The organism is Bradyrhizobium sp. AZCC 2289, from assembly GCF_036924615.1.
Classification (GTDB): Bacteria; Pseudomonadota; Alphaproteobacteria; order Rhizobiales; family Xanthobacteraceae; genus Bradyrhizobium.
The window spans coordinates 8,729,975-8,744,569 of record NZ_JAZHRY010000001.1 but is presented as its reverse complement, the minus strand read 5'-3'; the positions used below and the strand labels follow the sequence as shown (position 1 = coordinate 8,744,569).

Below are 14,595 nucleotides of genomic sequence, written 5' to 3'. Positions count from 1 at the left end.
CACGATTGCGCGGAACGAATCACTCAAACGATCCCCGCCGGATTTTGGAAAACTCGACTGAGTCGCGCGGTCAGGATCGCGGCAATCACCGTGGCACCAAGCGGTAGGCGATGTAGTCGCCGAAGCGCAACTCCTCTGCCACCTCGTATCCGCTGCGGTATGCATCGAGCCAGGCGCCTGCTTGAACATCAGGAACTGGGGACGATCGGAGAGCGCGAATTTGCGTGTCGAGCAACAGCCACCCTTCTCGCCGCGCCGTCGTGGCGCCGGCGCGGATGAATTGCTCGATGGCTTGGGGCGGCAGGGTCGCGAAACTGCCGAGGTTCTGCATGCCGGTCCACGTCTGCCCCGGCGCGCCACGCGGCATGACCATAGCGCCGTTGGCGAAGACGGGCGCCTCCGCCCCCTGGGCGCGGAGCCAGGCCAACGCCTCCCGCGCATCGTTGAGTGAACCGTGCGGGGCGCCGTTCGCCGCCATAAACCGGGCAAGAAGATCCCAGCCTTCCAGGTCATTGAGGCTCATGGCACGGAGCATCGCGGCGGGGCCCGTGCGCCAAGCCACGCTATCTCGCTGCGCCTCCTCCCAGGCGCCGAGGCCGAAGCAGGCCAGCCAACCAAGGAGGCCCGCCAGCGCGGTACGCGCGAAGCCCGTCACCACCGCAGGCAGCCCGGGACGCAGCAGGCCGGAGACCGTTATCGCTAGGAAGGGGAACAGGTTCAGCAGGTTGTTGTCGTGACTGCGGCCCAGGTAGTAGCTGCCGACCGCGACGAAGGCCGCCATAGAAGCGAAGTCCGACCGCTGACGCGACGGGTCCAGCCGGGGCAGCACCAAGCAACCGGCCAGGATGGCGAAGATCGCTAAGGAGAGTGGGCCGAACAAGTTCGGCGGGAGCATCCCCGGCGGGTTGCTGACGAACACGAGGACCCCGGGGAAGAGCGGCCATGCCCCAAAGCCTAGCCTGAAGACCAGCACTAGCAGGCCGAGGACGAGCAGCAAGGCGCCAACCGCCAGCAGGACGCCGCGCAACAGCGCGAGCAGCACCCCTCGCCCGTCCGCCGCGGCCTGAGCGCGCCGCAGCGCCAAATAGGGCCACCAGACGATAGAGGCGTGGGCGGCCGCCTCGGGCGACCAGGCAACCGCGAGAGCCCAGAGCCCATGGCCGACCCATCCCGGCGCTCGCCCGTGCCGCTCGGCGATCAGGATCGCGAGCAGCAAGCAGGCGACCGGCAGGAAGCGGAGTCCGGCGACCGAAGGAAACGCAAGTGGGCCCAAAAAATCAGGCGGATGGCCGGTCCAGAGCAGGGCTGCTGCGCCGGCCGCAGCCGCGGCCATGATCCCAGCGCCGCGCTCCGCATTGTGGGCCTGTAGCAGCGCACAGCTGACGACCGCCAGAGCATAGAGCAGGTTCGCGGTGCCGGCGACGACATAGAGAGCGCCCCAGCAATCCCCGCCGCAAACAGCCGCGACCATGAGCGCCGGGCCCATGCCGTACTGCACGGGGAAATCCCGGAAGGGGACGAAGCCCGCGAGGATCGCCTCGGACGACGACACGAAAACGCCCCAGTGATGCCAGAGCAACCAGAAGGCGCCGGGTGTGCCGAAGGGCCCCGTCATGAGCATGGAAAGTAGGCCAAGAGCGCCGACGGGCAGCAGGACGGCGGCGGCCGGGACCGGCGCCGACTGGGAGAATAGCCTGGGCAGCCAGGCCGCTAGTCCGCCCAGCAGCACGAAGGCGAGGCCCCGGAGCCAACCGAGATCGATGTCCTGCGTCCACCAGGTCACGCCGGCGAGGAGCTGGAGAGTGCCCAGGCCACCCAGCACCGCGGCGGGGCCGAGCCGCATCAGTGGCAGCACGAGCACCAGGCCGAGCACGACGGGATGCGTGGGCCCCGGCCAGCCGCGCGCCTTCAGCAGGAGGACCGCCATGTCGACGAGTAGAGCACCGAAGAGCAGTGGCGCGATGCGTCCTTCCTGCCGGCTGCGGCGGAGCTGTACGGCGAAGGGCCAGGCACAGACAAAAAGGAGCAACGCCAGGTAGAGGATCAGCATTACCGGCTTGGTGCCGAGGAGCGTGTAATCCGTCATCCGTGCGCTCAGGCTCGTGCGGAGGCGAAATTCGACCGGGCGAGCCAACGGGTGGTGGGCACCGCCACCTCAAGCGCCTGTTCCACGGCCAGGATCGGTCGTGACAGGCGATCGGGCAGGCCCGGCAGCAGGCAGTCGCGTGTCGACTCCGCGCCAGCCCGCCTCGGCCAGGGCGCTCTCGCTTTCGTCATATGTGGATCCAAATTGGAAACATTCTCCATCCAGCTTTAGGGCCTGTCGTCAACTAAGCCAATGTCCAAGGCGTCACACAGAGGCCGGTGGCCCGCGGAGTCGCCGTTGGTTCGGCCCATAACCTAATTCCCCTCACCGCGGCAACCGCCCTTGCCCACTCTAACTCGAGGTGGGAGGGAAAGGGTTGCACGGTCTTCAAGTGCAAACGCGTCAATGGACCGGGGTGCAACGAACAAGACAGAACTCGTCCCGCAGCAACAAGGCATCAACGCCTGAATACTAGCCTGGCATTAATGAAATAGGACGCCACCACCACGAAGGGCAACGCCACCGCTTGGGCGGGAAGCGCGCCTAGGCCTGAGCCGATTAGTAGATCGGCCAGGAGCAAATTCAAAATCAGAACCGCTCCATAGCCGAGCACGAATGGCAGCGCGGCGCCGGCCGACCAATTGCCAAATACCACACTTCCTGTCGTAAAAAAATTAAACGCAATTCCGACAACAGTACCAATCACGATGGCAATGCGATGGCTGTTCGCAATAGCATAGATAACAGCAAAAACCGCAAACCCAAAAGCTGTATTGAATCCGCCAACAATAAGAAAACGTACGAAGCGGCGGCTGGGCCAGCGGAGACCCCTACCCTGCGCCTTACTTTTCATTACGCCTCTCCTATCCGCTCAATTACGCAAGAGACCTTGCGTGCCTCATTGAAGGCAGTTAGCAAGGAAGCCATGTTGCGGGCAAAATTTCGTTTGTAACGCCACGCTACAATGAAGGATCGAAGTTTCGCGACTGCTACAGCGAAGCCTCGTATCGGAATTTCCGGCTAAACTAGGAGAGCTGGGCTAGAGCCGAGCGTATACGCTTGGCAATGGTTGCTGCTGAAAGTCCAGCCGCCTCGAGGAGTGCCTCACGGTCGCCCGCCTTGGTTATCTTGCTGGTTGGCTCTGGAATAGCAAGTCCAAGCACCGGAGGTCTGTCCTGAACGAGCGCGAGTGACGCCAGCACCCCTGCATGCAGACCGCCACGAAGAATATGTTCCTCAACGGTAACAAAAAGCCGGGCCCCGTTTGCCACTTCTTGCGCGAACGCGTCATCGAAGGGTTTGATGCAAGGCACGGTCAGAACGCCAACCGTGAGATCTTCAGTGGCGAGGCGGTCGGCGGCGGCTAAACAAGCAGAAGCGATCGGCCCGCTCGCAAAGATTATGACATCTCGGCCCTGCCGCAGCACGCTTGGTCTGCGTAAATCTTTTGGCGGAGTTAAATGCAGCAGCGGCTCACCGGCGCGCGAAAGCCGAAGGTAAGAAGGGCAACCACTTGCAGCGATGGCCTGCGTGGCGATGCGGGCCTCGATGGGATCACAGGGCACGAATACTTCCATGCCAGGCAAAGCCGACATGATAGCAACATCTTCAATAGCGTGATGCGTGTAGCCTTGGCTGCCGTAAGCAAAGCCGGCACCGACGGCGACGACCTTAACGTCTGCACCGTGATAGCAGATATCGTTCCGAATTTGCTCGAGGCAGCGCAAGGTCGGGAAGTTACCAATCGAATAGATGAAAACCGTGTTTCCGCTGAGTGCGATTCCGGCAGCTACACCTGCCATGTTCTGCTCCGCGACTCCCATATTGAGGTATCTATCGGGGAAACGCGCAGCAAATGGTTCCAGCACCGAGTACCCCAGGTCACCAGAGAGAAGCCAAATTTTCGGATTCTGCGCGGCGACATCCGCCAGGGTAGCGATAAAATTGTTTCTCATGCACCAATCTCAGCCAAGGCAGCTTTGAGCTGTTCATCGGACGGGGATTTGTAGTGCCATTCAAGCTTATCTTCCATGAACGATACACCCCGGCCTTTGATTGTGTGGGCGATCAGGACGCGCGGTTTGCCTGGCACCGGTGGTGCCGCGAAATTTTTCTCCAGCGAAATAATATCGTGGCCATCGACCTCCAAAGTTTCCCAACCAAAAGCACGCCATTTGTCGGCGAACGGTTCGAGGTTCAGAACCTCGGATACTCTTCCGAAGCTTTGGATCTTATTGAAATCGACGATGGCGATGAGGTTATCGAGCTTGTGATGTGGCGAAAACAGGATCGCCTCCCAATTGGAGCCCTCGTCGCACTCCCCGTCGCTGAGTAGACAATATATGCGACTCTTCATTCCGGCAGACTTTGCCGCAACCGCCATACCCACCGCTATTGGCAGGCCATGGCCGAGCGAGCCTGTCGACACTTCGACGCCTGGTACCGCATGGCTGACGTGTCCCGTGAGAGCGGAGCCGTTAGCGCAGTAGTCGTCCAAATCCGAGAGCGGAATATAGCCGCGCTCGGCCAGCGTCGCGTAGATGATCGCCGCGGCATGACCCTTGCTCACGATGAAACGATCGCGCTCCGCCAGCAGCGGTTGCCGAGGATCGATGCGCATGATGCGCGTATAGAGTATCGCGAGAATATCGGCCATCGAAAGGCAGCTGCCGATATGGGAAGATCGCGCTTTGAAGACCATGCGCAATGCATGGGCTCGAATGCGGCGAGCAAAATCATGCGGATCAATTTCGTTGGTGCGCATTGTACCATGTCACGGTTTCGGAAAGACCCTCCTGAAGTCCGATCTGTGGTCGCCAACCGAGGGCTTCGAGGCGACTGATATCAGCTTGTAGTATCATGACCTGATCCGGGCGATAGGGAATATCGCCAAAGCCAAGATCCGCGTTCGGGTTGACAAGATCGCGAAGCGCCGTGACGGTTTCGCGCAAGGGTGGGGCATCGTAACTCCCCAGGTTGAAAACTCCCTCGGCATCTTTGCGGGTTATCGCCAGTCGAAAGGCCGAGGCAGCATCGCGCGCATGCAGAAACCCCCAGCGCTGCTCGCACTGGGTCAGCGACATCCGCTTTCCGTCCCGGAGCGTCCGCATCATGCTCGGAATCAGCCAGTTCGGTGCGTCCTTCGGCCCGTAGGTCGAGAAGATCCGAAGCCATGCGAACCGCGCGCCACCCTCGGCACAGAGCTGGCCGGCCATCGCCCCTGCAGCGAGCTTGGCGCGCCCATAGAGTGTGGTGGGACCGGGAACATCGCTCTCACGGATGCGGCGCGAATAAGGTCCGTATTCTGCCTGCGACCCGGCGCCGACAAATATCGTCGCGCCAGCCTTCATGCTGAGCGCGGCTAGATCCAGCGTGTCCGGAATATTGTGGGCCTGGATTGGGCTGTTGCGATCGGCGTTGCCGACGCCACGCCAGGCCAGATGGGCGACCGCATCTGGCTGAAACGTGGTGAGCGGCCCGCGCAGGGTTTCGATGTCGTCGAAATCACCAGTGATCGTGGTCAGACGCGAAAGTTGCTCCGAAATACGCCATGGATCCCCGCCCGCACGGAGCAGGACCGCGACCTGATGGCCATGCTCGAGCAGGTCGGCTACTAAATAAGACCCAAGAAACCCACTCGCGCCGGTCACAAATATTCGCATCGCCACGCTCCGCTAAATCCCATCGGCTTAGCAGCGCACACTAGCTCTTGCTGCCGCCTGCCGAGAGCACCGCGTGGATCTGATCCAAGCTTATCGCTTTCATGTCAGCGCCGCGCTGCTCAGCCTTATACCACTCAATGGTCAAGGAGAGGGCCCGCTCTAGACAGAGGATCGCGCCCCACCCGAGCTTGTGGATCGCTTTGGAACAGTCAAGCTTCAAGTAAGCAGCCTCGTGCGGATGTTCACCGACATCGCGCGTCCAACTCGCGCCCTCGCCCCAAGCCCGCACCAATTCCTGAACGATATTTTCAACTGGGACTTCGCTCGCCGCAGAGGGCCCGAAATTCCATGACCCCGCAAAGCGGTCACCTTCCTTTACAAGTCGTTCCGCGAGTAGAAGATACGCGAGCACCGGGTCAAGCACATGTTGCCAAGGACGAACTGCAGCGGGGTGACGAATAAGAAGGGGCAATCCCTTGGAAAACGCCCTGATTGCATCGGGGACGAGTCGATCCTGAGCCCAGTCGCCACCTCCGATCACGTTGCCGGCCCGCCCCGTTGCCACAAGCGCCGCCCCATCCACGCGGAAGAAGCAGCGGCGATACGAGTCAACGACTAGCTCCGTACAAGCCTTACTGTTGCTGTACGGATCGTAGCCGCCGAGATGATCCACCTCTCGATAACCCCACGATCTGTTCAAGTTCTCATAGACCTTGTCGCTGGTAACGACGACCACGGCCTTGACTGTTGGTTGCTGGCGCACGGCCTCAAGCAAGTGGACCGTCCCCATCACATTGGTGGAGTAGGTTTCGACAGGCGCGACATAGGATCGTCGCACAAGCGCTTGAGCCGCCATGTGGATGACCACGGACGGCTCCGCCTCACCCAGTGAGGTCCTCAAACTGTCGTAATCTCGGATGTCTCCCAGATGATGATGGACATCATCAGCGACCCTCGCCGCAACGAAGATACCGCGGTCGTCCTCCGGCGGCAAAGAGAAACCAGAGACCTTGGCGCCCATTGATTTCAGCACGAGCGCCATCCATGCGCCCTTGAAACCGGTGTGCCCGGTTAAAAAAACGCGCCGATCTCGCCAAAAGCTGGGCTCAATCACCACGTTCTCCACTTGGCCCGACCGCTTGCCCACTCCTCCTCGAGAAAGTTCTTGTCGCGCATGGTATCCATCGGATGCCAAAATCCGTGATGCGAGAACGCACGCAGTTGATCCTGTGAGGCTAGGGCTTCCATGGGCTCCCGCTCCCAAACGGTCTTGTCGTCAGCAATCAACTCGCCCACCGAAGGGGACAGCAGAAAAAAACCACCGTTAATCCATCCACCATCGTCGTCCGGCTTTTCTCTGAAACTAGAGACCCGATCGCCTTCGATCGCAATCGCGCCGAAACGCTTGGCCGGCCTCACCGCCGTCACAGTCGCCTTGCGACCGTGCCTCTTGTGAAACTCAAGTTCCTCAGCGATATTGATGTCCGCAACGCCGTCCCCATACGTAAGGGCGAAAACGTCGTCATCACCGACATAAGGCAGCGCCCGCTTGAGCCGACCTCCGGTCATGGTTTCTTCGCCCGTGTCGACCAGCGTTACGCGCCATGACTCGGCGGTCTCGCGGTGCACCTCCATCCGGTTTTCGGCCAAATGGAAAGTCACATCTGACATATGAAGGAAATAGTTAGCAAAATATTCCTTGATCACGTAGCCCTTATAACCCAGACAAACGACGAAATCCGTCAGTCCATAATGGCTGTAGATTTTCATGATATGCCACAGGATCGGACGCCCGCCGATCTCAACCATCGGCTTGGGCTTGATCGTAGTCTCTTCCGAAATGCGAGTACCCAATCCGCCCGCAAGAATGACGACCTTCATGATCTTCCTAAAAGAGGTAGGAGAGCGCAATCAGTCTGCAAAAGCTGACATTCCACAGCTCTGAGCTCTAGACGACACAACGCTTTATTGCAACAGCGGCGCTTTCGTTTGGACCGGGGTCTCGCGCTTTGGCAACAGCCACGATTGGCAACGCTGATCGATACGGCGACTTATCGAACAGGAGGCGGTCTATGGGCCGCGCTCGACCAGCTCGTGAGCTTTTTTACCGTCGAGGTTGCAGGGTGTTTGCAGCCATCGTACAATAGATAGCGAGCTCATATTATGATAGATCAGGCACATCAAGATGAGCCCGTTCAAACTGGCGATTCGCCGGAATCGAGCATGGCGGAAAGCGGAACGGTTCGAAATTTCGATGCCGACCTTGTATTGGACGAAAGAGATCAAATCGCCGAATCCGGCGGAACAAGCTTAACGTTCCCGTTCAACTTCAGCTATGGGAAGCAACATGAGCACCGCTCCTGCTGAGGAATTCAAGCCCATCCCGATCCGGCGGAACGCCGGCATGTTGGGCCGGTTGGCCTTCGCTGCGCGCATGGTGGTGGACCTTCAACTACTCACCTGCAAGCGATTCCTCATGCCGCATCTGATGGTGATGAAAGGCAGCGTGCTGGACGTCGGCTGTGGCGAGATGCCCTTTCGCAGCCTGCTACCGGAAGCCGCGCGTTACACCGGACTTGACGTGCCAGCCGCCAACGATTTCGGCATGGGCCGCCATCCCGAGATTGTGGATTTCGACGGCGTCACCATCCCTTTCCCGGATGCCAGTCAGGATCACATTCTCTGCACCGAGGTCCTGGAACATGTTGAGAATCCGGTGGCGTTGATCGCCGAAATGCATCGTGTGCTGCGGCCGGGCGGCACGCTTGTCGCCACAGTGCCCTTTGCAGCCCGCGTGCATCACGCACCCCATGACTATCACCGATTCACCCGCTATCGTCTCGTGCAGATGTTCCCGGGCTTCGAAGGAGTAGCGGTCGAAGAGCGCGGCGACGATTTTGCGGTGATCGCGAACAAGCTTGTCGTCGTCTGCATGCGACTGGCGAAACCCACCCGGCCATGGCTTCTGCCGTTGCTACTGGTGGCAGGCCCGGCAGCGATGCTGTCGGTTGGCTTGGCGCATCTTTCACTTCGCTTCGGGTGGGGATCGAAGAACGATCCGCTCGGCTACGGCATCTTCGCACGGAAGGTTTGATTCTCATGTCCCGAACGGTTCTGCAGGATGAGCGTGGCTTCAACCAGGTTTTTAAGCCGGTGGGCTCCACGCCACTGCGTATGCGCCGACGGGGCGACTGGTTTGTAACGCAGATCGAGCGACTTGGGGCTCGGCGCGTGTTCGAGATCGGCAGCGGCACTGGCGATACTGCGGCTTATCTGGCCGAGCACAGCAAAGCGGAGATCGTTGCGGTCGATATTAGCGAGAGATTCGTGACTGAGGCGCGCGCGCGTCACGCGGCCCCTAATCTTCGCTATGAACTATTCGATTTGTTAGGGGATACGCCGCTCGCCTTCGGCCGTTTCGACATGGTTTGTGGTAACGGCATTTTGCACCACCTGATACTACGGTTGCCCGACGTACTACGAGCGCTACACGGCGTGACCAGGTCCAACGGCGGCCTCGCCTTTATAGAGCCAAACTTTCTTAACCCTTATTGCGCCCTCATCTTCGGGACGAAGTTTGGCCGCCGCTGGGCAAAGCTAGAGCCGGACGAAATGGCCTTCACGCCAGGCAAATTGCGCAGCGTGCTGCCGGCGGCGGGCTGGCGCGCGGTGGAGGTGATCACGCGCGATTTCCTGCTGCCCGGCCTGCCCGAGGTGTTCGTCAAACCAAGCATTGCGATCGAGCCTGTGCTTGAGGCCACGGCCGCCACGCGCTGGCTGGCGCAGTCTCACTTCATCACTGCACAGGCCTGATTCATGGCGCGCATCACGATCGTTTCTCCATGCTACAACGAGGAGGAAAATGTCGAAGCCTGTTACCAGGCTGTTTTGGCCCTTTTTGCGCCGGACGGGCCACTCGCGCATCACGAGCGTGAACACATCTTCTCCGACAACGCGTCGGAGGATGCGACGGTCGAAATCCTTCGTCGCATTTCGAGCACCGACCAATTCGCGAAGGTGATCCTGAATGCGCGAAATTTCGGGCCCTTCCGCTCGAATTTCAACGCGCTGCGCTATGCGACGGGTGATGCGATTCTCGTCTTTCTGCCGGTCGACCTACAGGATCCGCCGGAGGTGATTCCCGAGATGGTGCGCCATTGGGAAAATGGCATCGAAGTCGTAGCCGGCGCGCGCGTCAATCGCGAAGAGACCTGGACGCTGCGCACGTGCCGGCGCATCTTCTACCGCATTGTGAACATGCTCTCTGACTTCGAAATTCCGGAGAACGTGGGTGAGTTCCAGCTCATCGATCGCAAGGTGTGGGAGGTAGTGGTCAGCCATCGCGATCAATACCCCTATATCCGCGGCATTATCGCCTCGGCCGGCTTTCGGCGGCTGATCATCCCCTACACCTGGAAGGCACGGAACCGCGGCATCTCGAAGAACAACGCGCTGCGCCTGATTGATCAGGCGATGAATGGTATCTTCTCCTTTACCAATGCGCCGATGCGCCTTTGCAGTTTTCTAGGATTCGGCGTTGCCACCCTCGCGCTCCTCTATGCGCTCTTCATCTTCCTGCTTGCATTGGTGACGCAGCAGGCAGCACCTGCGGGCACACAGACCATCATCGTTGCTCTTTTCTTCTTCTCGGGTGTCCAACTGATGTTCATTGGTCTGATGGGCGAGTACATTACCGCGATACACTCACAGGTACGCCGCGGGCCGATGGTAGTGGAGCGTGAGCGTATCAATTTCGATCCGCCGGCACCGCCGAGCGACGCGGGGCAGCGAAGTGACACTGATCTGCCGCCGTCATATAAACCCTGAGCCTTCGCCGTTGCCTCCTGAACCACAGCCAGTTGCGCTGGTCGGATTGGAAGTGCGCTAACCTCGATCAGGAAGCTGGATTGGCGCGGCGGTTTAAGGAGAGCCGCCGCTTCAAGCCGGTTGGTGGCAGGCCTGCTGGCGGCTGCGACCTGAGCCGGTCAGAACTGTCGTCGTTTTGCCAGCGGGCACCTCGTCGGCGCGACCGAGCAGTTTCGCCGCTTGTGTGAGCGGCTGTGATCGCCGATGCAAGCGCCAAACTCAGTCTCACGGCCTAACGTAGGTCCAGCCTTGCTCCTGCAGCTCCATTACACGCACAACGCCAGACTTCACGACTGTTGCCTCGGGAATAATTCGAATTCCCTTGTTTTCGACCTTGTGCATATTTTCTTGGGTATTGCCGCAGGCTTTGAAGGAGATGGATGGCGTGCTCTCCTTGATTGCCTTGATCCGCGCCTTGACCGGCGAGGTGTCGTCGCGCAGCATATGCAGGCCGGGACCGAAAGTGACGACCTCGATCGCTACTTTTTCGCCGAGATCCTTGTAATATTGCGCGACATTTGCCGCATTGTTGAGCGCGAGATTCATCGTCGAGAGCCAAGTTCAGCTTTTCAGCCAGCAACCATCGCAGCCCAGGCCGGGTGCGTAAATGCCAAAACGTCATCCTCCCACTAACGCAACGCGACGGATCGATCCTTGGCTTCCTGGATGCCGCCGGCAAGAGCCTTCGCGTATAGTTCGCGCGCCTTCGTCACATCGCCGCGCGTTCCGAATGTCTTCCATGTGGAAAGAACGAGGGGATCATATGTCTCCGCGAGCATGAAGCTCGCCTGCGCGCTGCCCGTCTCGACAGCGCGCTCAAGCACTGTCCGCGCCGCACCGATATTTCCCTGGCCGAGCAGCGCACTGGCGCGCGCCAGCAACCTGGCCACTTCCGGACTGCCTTGCGCCTCAGTGGCCGCTGGCTGCTCTGTCACAGCTGCCTCCGCGGCTTGTGGTACCTGGGAGATCTGGCTGTTCGATGCACGTTCGACCGCACTTCGCGCCCCGATCGTGGACTGCATGGATTCACGACCCGGCGCCAGCGCCTCGGCCCGGTCGCGCTCCTTCTGCAGAGATAGTCGCAGCTCCGCCGTCGCGCTCTCGGCGGCCTTCTTCACCTGCGCCGCCTCCTCGCCCGCCTTGCTTGACAGCGCCAGCTGCGTCTCGATGTCCCGCTTCGCCTTCGCCAGCTCGCTCGTCAGCGCCTCGGCCCTGTCGTGCTCCTTCTGCAGCGACTGTCGCAGCTCCGCCGTCGCGTTCTCGGCGGCCTTCTTCACCTGCGCCGCCTCCTGGCCCGCCTTGCTTGAGGGCGCCAGCTGCGTCTCGAGGTCCCGTCGCGCCCTCGCAAGCTCGCCAGTCAGTGCCTCGGCCCTGTCGTGCTCCTTCTGCAGCGACTGTCGGAGCTCTGCGGTCGCGCTATCAGCGGCCTTCTTCACCTGCGCCGCCTCCTCGCCCGCCTTGCTTGACAGCGCCAGCTGCGTCTCGAGGTCCCGTCGCGCCCTCGCCAGCTCGCTCGTCAGCGCCTCGGCCCTGTCGTGCTCCTTCTGCAGCGACTGTCGCAGCTCCGCCGTCGCGCTCTCGGCGGCCTTCTTTTCCTGCACCGCCGCCTCGCCCGCCTTGCTCGACAGCGCCACCTGGGTCTCGATTTCCCGCTTCGCCTTCGCCAGTTCGCTCGTAAGCGCCTCGGCCCTGTCGCGCTCCTTCTGCAGCGACTGTCGCAGCTCTGCGGTCGCGCTCTCGGCGGCCTTCTTCACCTGCGCCGCCTCCTGGCCCGCCTTGCTTGAGGGCGCCAGCTGCGTCTCGAGGTCCCGCCGCGCCTTTGCAAGCTCGCCAGTTAGTGCCTCGGCCCTGTCGTGCTCCTTCTGCAGAGACTGTCGCAGCTCCGCCGTCGCGCTCTCGGCGGCCTTCTTTTCCTGCACCGCCGCCTCGCCCGCCTTGCTCGACAGCGCCAGCTGGGTCTCGGTGTCCCGCTTCGCCTTCGCCAGTTCGCTCGTAAGCGCCTCGGCCCTGTCGCGCTCCTTCTGCAGAGACTGTCGCAGCTCTGCGGTCGCGCTCTCGGCGGCCTTCTTCACCTGCACCGCCTCGTCGCCCGCCTTGCTTGACAGCGCCAGCTGCGTCTCGAGGTCCCGCCGCGCCTTTGCAAGCTCGCCAGTCAGTGCCTCGGCCCTGTCGTGCTCGGTCTTCAGGGACTGTCGCAGCTCTGCGGTCGCCTTCTCGGCGGCCTGATTGCGCTGCGCCGCCTGGTCACGCGCCTTGCTCGGCAACGCCAGCTGCGTTTCGATGTCACGTCGTGCCTTTGCCAGCTCGCCCGCCAGTGCCTCGGCCCTGTCGCGTTCCTTCTGCAGAGCCTGTCGCAGCTCCGCCGTCGCGGTTTCCGCGGCCTGACTGAGCTGCGCCGTCTGCTCATTTGCTGGAGCGTCTGCGCGGCGCCGCTCCTTATCCAAAGGCTGTTGCGCTTCCGGCCGGGTCACCTCCGCACCTTGCTTGTCCTGCGCAGTATCCCGCGGCGCCTGTGAGCTCACCCGGCCGGCTTGCTGAGGAAGAGCCGGATCCCGCGCCAATGAGTCGGCTTTCTGCGCGTCCTGGATTGGAACCGGGGTCTTTTGCTCGACGACCTCAACGCCGTCTGTGCCAATCCTGACGTTATTCAGCTCACCGCTGTATCGCGTCACATAGGCGGCGAGCTCGGCGTGGAAATACCAGCCGATGAGCGCCGCCCCGACCATGACTGCGGCGATCGAGGAGACGGCAAACCAGCGCCGCGCGCGCGGTTCGCGCTCCGATTTGCCCTGCGCGGCCCGCGCCCCCAGCCGGACGACAGTGTCCGCGTTCGCAACCTGACGAAGTACATCCGTCGCCCCCCGCCGTTGGAGCGCAGCCTGGCCCGAGGGGAAAAGAAAGAAGCGGGACTCTCGCGACGGCGAGGGGTCGCTCGATCCAGTTTCCTTTTGCGGAATAAATTCATCTTGCAGAAAAAATTCATCGCCTTCTTGTGGAAGATGCGTTGTTTGCCAATGCGTCGGCGTGATCTTGCTTAGCTCGCCATTTTCCTTGACCCACCCACGCGCCTCAGCCGACCACTGAGCGAGCTCGAGGCTTCCACTCTCGTCATCCTCAAGAATGACGAATTGCCCATCCTTTGGAGCGGTGTCGATCGTACGGCGCATGTAAAAGACGCCTACTCGAAGCAGTTATCCATTTTTAAAAAAACTTCGCGAGTACGCAGACCCTACTCCACCCCATCAAAGGCCTCAAGATAATAGTCATTTGTTCCGGGGGTCGGAACTCGCTGCAGAGCACGAGGCGCTGGAAACTTCAGCTGGCAATGCAACCGGCGAAGGGGGTTCTCATCCGATCAGTTGAGGAAGCCGGATAGTTACGGCTCACGAGAGCAAATCGTTCAGAGTCGAGTGTGCGTCGCTAGCAAATTGGGAGCACATCCTCTAACGCTGGTCCACACATCCGATCTTCGGACTGGCCGGTTTGTCCGGCCCGCCAGCAAAACCGCTCCAGGGGCCTCGCCAGGGCACAAATGGCAAACCGCCCCCTAACCTGTCGCATGAAGCCTCCGTAGTCCTACGGGACCAACTGCTGGCCGAACTGGAAGCGTTGGCGCTTGAGGACGATCTGGACGCTCCGGGCCCGGCCAAAGGCAAACACCTTGAGGCCGGCGGATGGCGACAGGACCCGGATAGCATTCAGGCCCGGCTCGCCCACACACGGCCACGGGCGAGGCTTTGCGATTTCCTCCATTTCCGAACTATCGCTAATGGCCTTCAGAACCTGCAGAAGCTAGTTTTTCTTCACCGCCTGCGCCGCTTGGATCTTAACGTCACGCATCGCACGACTGCGGATCGCGTCAAAGTTTTGGTCGACCATCGCGCGTCTGCATTTTTTCGGCGTGATCATCCTCCGCGCCAATGCGGAGAAACGCGGAGGTCGACCGAAATTCATCCGCCAGAATTCGACGCCAAGAAATGG

At 60.9% G+C, this 14,595-nt stretch carries 12 protein-coding genes and 1 pseudogene; 4 read left to right on the top strand and 9 right to left on the bottom strand.

Annotation, left to right across the window (positions count from 1 at the left end):
• Nucleotides 1–85 precede the first annotated feature (85 nt).
• From V1289_RS40940 to rfbF, 7 genes are all read right to left on the bottom strand, one after another.
• A complete protein-coding gene (locus tag V1289_RS40940) occupies nt 86–2,086 on the bottom strand; it encodes a hypothetical protein (protein ID WP_334404915.1) in 2,001 nt (666 codons plus the stop codon).
• Nucleotides 2,087–2,543: 457 nt separating this feature from the next.
• Nucleotides 2,544–2,939 (bottom strand): GtrA family protein, encoded by a 396-nt coding sequence (locus V1289_RS40935; protein ID WP_334404913.1) that lies wholly within the window; start codon nt 2,937–2,939, stop codon nt 2,544–2,546.
• A 172-nt stretch (nt 2,940–3,111) separates the two neighbouring features.
• Nucleotides 3,112–4,041: a transketolase family protein gene (locus V1289_RS40930; protein WP_334404912.1), complete on the bottom strand. Its 930-nt coding sequence runs from the start codon at nt 4,039–4,041 to the stop codon at nt 3,112–3,114.
• Nucleotides 4,038–4,850 carry a transketolase gene (locus V1289_RS40925; RefSeq protein ID WP_334404910.1) on the bottom strand — a complete coding sequence of 271 codons (813 nt, stop codon included), beginning with the start codon at nt 4,848–4,850 and terminating at the stop codon, nt 4,038–4,040. The genes V1289_RS40930 and V1289_RS40925 overlap by 4 nt, the downstream gene beginning before the upstream one ends.
• Nucleotides 4,831–5,748: an NAD-dependent epimerase/dehydratase family protein gene (locus tag V1289_RS40920; protein WP_334404908.1), complete on the bottom strand. Its 918-nt coding sequence runs from the start codon at nt 5,746–5,748 to the stop codon at nt 4,831–4,833. Before V1289_RS40920 ends, V1289_RS40925 begins: the two co-directional genes overlap by 20 nt.
• Nucleotides 5,749–5,788: 40 nt before the next feature.
• The gene (gene rfbG, locus V1289_RS40915; RefSeq protein ID WP_334404906.1) at nt 5,789–6,862 is read right to left on the bottom strand and encodes a CDP-glucose 4,6-dehydratase; all 1,074 of its coding nucleotides are present in this window, start codon (nt 6,860–6,862) and stop codon (nt 5,789–5,791) included.
• On the bottom strand, nt 6,859–7,629 hold the full coding sequence (gene rfbF / locus V1289_RS40910) for a glucose-1-phosphate cytidylyltransferase (RefSeq protein ID WP_334404904.1): 771 nt from the start codon (nt 7,627–7,629) through the stop codon (nt 6,859–6,861). The genes rfbG and rfbF overlap by 4 nt, the downstream gene beginning before the upstream one ends.
• 282 nt (nt 7,630–7,911) lie before the next feature.
• Here rfbF and V1289_RS40905 point away from each other — a divergent pair, with 282 nt between their 5' ends.
• The 4 genes from V1289_RS40905 to V1289_RS40890 are packed head-to-tail and all read left to right on the top strand — an operon-like array spanning nt 7,912 to nt 10,575.
• A complete protein-coding gene (locus V1289_RS40905) occupies nt 7,912–8,115 on the top strand; it encodes a hypothetical protein (protein ID WP_334404903.1) in 204 nt (67 codons plus the stop codon).
• A gap of 49 nt (nt 8,116–8,164) precedes the next feature.
• On the top strand, nt 8,165–8,842 hold the full coding sequence (locus tag V1289_RS40900; protein WP_334404901.1) for a class I SAM-dependent methyltransferase: 678 nt from the start codon (nt 8,165–8,167) through the stop codon (nt 8,840–8,842).
• Between the two features lie 5 nt (nt 8,843–8,847).
• The gene (locus tag V1289_RS40895) at nt 8,848–9,561 is read left to right on the top strand and encodes a class I SAM-dependent methyltransferase (RefSeq protein ID WP_334404899.1); all 714 of its coding nucleotides are present in this window, start codon (nt 8,848–8,850) and stop codon (nt 9,559–9,561) included.
• Between the two features lie 3 nt (nt 9,562–9,564).
• Nucleotides 9,565–10,575: a glycosyltransferase family 2 protein gene (locus V1289_RS40890; RefSeq protein ID WP_334404897.1), complete on the top strand. Its 1,011-nt coding sequence runs from the start codon at nt 9,565–9,567 to the stop codon at nt 10,573–10,575.
• Nucleotides 10,576–10,839: 264 nt separating this feature from the next.
• Here the strand turns inward: V1289_RS40890 and V1289_RS40885 are convergent.
• Together V1289_RS40885 and V1289_RS40880 are read right to left on the bottom strand one after the other, a co-directional pair.
• Nucleotides 10,840–11,166, bottom strand: a pseudogene (locus tag V1289_RS40885) (DsrE family protein); the annotation flags it as partial.
• 77 nt (nt 11,167–11,243) lie between these two features.
• Nucleotides 11,244–13,340: a hypothetical protein gene (locus V1289_RS40880; protein ID WP_334404895.1), complete on the bottom strand. Its 2,097-nt coding sequence runs from the start codon at nt 13,338–13,340 to the stop codon at nt 11,244–11,246.
• Nucleotides 13,341–14,595: the final 1,255 nt, after the last annotated feature.

Coding starts and splice junctions, on each gene's coding strand:
- V1289_RS40940 (WP_334404915.1), bottom strand. CDS start 2,086: ATGACGGATTACACGCTCCTCGGCACCAAGCCGGTAATGCTGATCCTC.
- V1289_RS40895 (WP_334404899.1), top strand. CDS start 8,848: ATGTCCCGAACGGTTCTGCAGGATGAGCGTGGCTTCAACCAGGTTTTT.
- rfbF (WP_334404904.1), bottom strand. CDS start 7,629: ATGAAGGTCGTCATTCTTGCGGGCGGATTGGGTACTCGCATTTCGGAA.
- V1289_RS40905 (WP_334404903.1), top strand. CDS start 7,912: ATGATAGATCAGGCACATCAAGATGAGCCCGTTCAAACTGGCGATTCG.
- V1289_RS40880 (WP_334404895.1), bottom strand. CDS start 13,340: ATGGTCGGGGCGGCGCTCATCGGCTGGTATTTCCACGCCGAGCTCGCC.
- V1289_RS40890 (WP_334404897.1), top strand. CDS start 9,565: ATGGCGCGCATCACGATCGTTTCTCCATGCTACAACGAGGAGGAAAAT.
- V1289_RS40920 (WP_334404908.1), bottom strand. CDS start 5,748: ATGCGAATATTTGTGACCGGCGCGAGTGGGTTTCTTGGGTCTTATTTA.
- V1289_RS40925 (WP_334404910.1), bottom strand. CDS start 4,850: ATGCGCACCAACGAAATTGATCCGCATGATTTTGCTCGCCGCATTCGA.
- V1289_RS40930 (WP_334404912.1), bottom strand. CDS start 4,041: ATGAGAAACAATTTTATCGCTACCCTGGCGGATGTCGCCGCGCAGAAT.
- V1289_RS40935 (WP_334404913.1), bottom strand. CDS start 2,939: ATGAAAAGTAAGGCGCAGGGTAGGGGTCTCCGCTGGCCCAGCCGCCGC.